Origin of the sequence: Flintibacter faecis (genome assembly GCF_014287875.1) — a bacterium.
Taxonomy (GTDB): Bacteria; Bacillota; Clostridia; order Oscillospirales; family Oscillospiraceae; genus Lawsonibacter; species Lawsonibacter faecis_A.
In genome coordinates this window covers 1-1,355 of the sequence record NZ_JACOPN010000029.1, presented here as the reverse complement: position 1 = coordinate 1,355, position 1,355 = coordinate 1, and the positions used below count along the sequence as shown (strand labels likewise).

Annotated in this window: 1 protein-coding gene; it reads left to right on the top strand. The window is 57.9% G+C overall.

Going from position 1 to position 1,355, the window contains the following annotated elements:
• The first annotated feature begins 111 nt into the window (after positions 1-111).
• Positions 112-1,302, top strand: a complete 1,191-nt coding sequence (locus H8S55_RS13855; protein ID WP_186879357.1) for an IS256 family transposase — start codon at positions 112-114, stop codon at positions 1,300-1,302.
• Positions 1,303-1,355: the final 53 nt, after the last annotated feature.

The window sequence follows — 1,355 nt, the reverse complement described above, 5'->3', positions numbered from 1 at the left end:
GATAATGTACAATAACTTGCGCAAATTAAAAAGAGCATAAAAGAAGACATAGCTTGCAGGCTCTGGTAGAATGAAGTTACCACACAAACATTCGAAAGGAGCAAGCAAACTATGTCCGAGAAAATTGTACAGCTGAATGAGGAAATTATCAAGGGCCAAATCAAGGAATTGGTTCGCGGCAGCGTGGAGGAAACGCTGAACGAGCTGTTGGAGAAGGAGGCGGAGTCCCTGACGCAGGCGGCCCGCTATGAGCGCAGCGAGGCCCGTCAGGGCTACCGCAGCGGTCACTATGACCGCAATCTCACCACGACCTCCGGCGACGTCACGCTCCATATGCCCCGACTCAAGGGTGTGTCCTTTGAGACAGCCATCATCGAGCGGTATCGCCGCCGGGAGAGCAGCGTGGAGGAGGCCCTCATCGAGATGTACCTGGCAGGCGTTTCCGTGCGCCGGGTGGAGGACATCACGGAGGCACTGTGGGGCAGCAAGGTCTCGCCCGCCACCATCAGCGAGCTGAACAAGAAAGCCTACGTCCACATCGAGGATTGGCGGAACCGCCCCTTGCAGGGCGGGCGCTATCCATACGTCTACGTGGACGGCATCTACCTGCGCCGCAACTGGGGCGGAGAGTACGAAAATGTAGCCGTTCTGGTGGCAATCGCCGTGAATGAGGACGGTTTTCGTGAGGTTTTGGGAGCCGCCGAGGGCATGAAGGAAGACAAGGCCAGTTGGGTCAGCTTCTTCCAGTGGCTCCGCGGACGCGGCTTGGACGGCATGAAGCTCATCGTCGGCGACAAGTGCATGGGGATGCTGGAGGCCGTGGGCGAGGTGTTCCCGGACGCCAAATACCAGCGCTGCACGGTGCATTTCTACCGTAATGTTTTCTCTGTTGTGCCTAAATCCAAGGTCAAAATTGTGGCAAAAATGCTCAAGGCGATCCACGCGCAGGAGAGCAAAAAGGCGTCCCGCGAGAAGGCAAAGGCTGTGGTCGCCGAGCTGCGCGCCATGAAACTGAAGGAGGCCGCCAAGAAGGTCGAGGACGGCATTGAGGAGACACTGACCTACTGCGATTTTCCCAGCGAGCATTGGACGCGCATCCGCACCAACAACGTGATCGAGCGGCTGAACCGTGAGATCCGCCGACGGACGCGGGTGGTGGGGACATTCCCCGATGGCAACTCCGCCCTGATGCTGGTCTGCGCGAGGCTGCGCCACGTGGCGGGCACCCAGTGGGGCAATAAGAAATACATGAACATGAAGCACTTGGAGGCGGTCATGGACGACGCCTCTATTGCCGGCTGACTTCATTCAGCCGGAGCCTGCAAACAATTTTGCGCATAAATCTTGACGGGACC

Bases quoted from the DNA above. Each gene is read 5' to 3' on its own strand.
- H8S55_RS13855 (WP_186879357.1), top strand. From the start codon at position 112: ATGTCCGAGAAAATTGTACAGCTGAATGAGGAAATTATCAAGGGCCAA.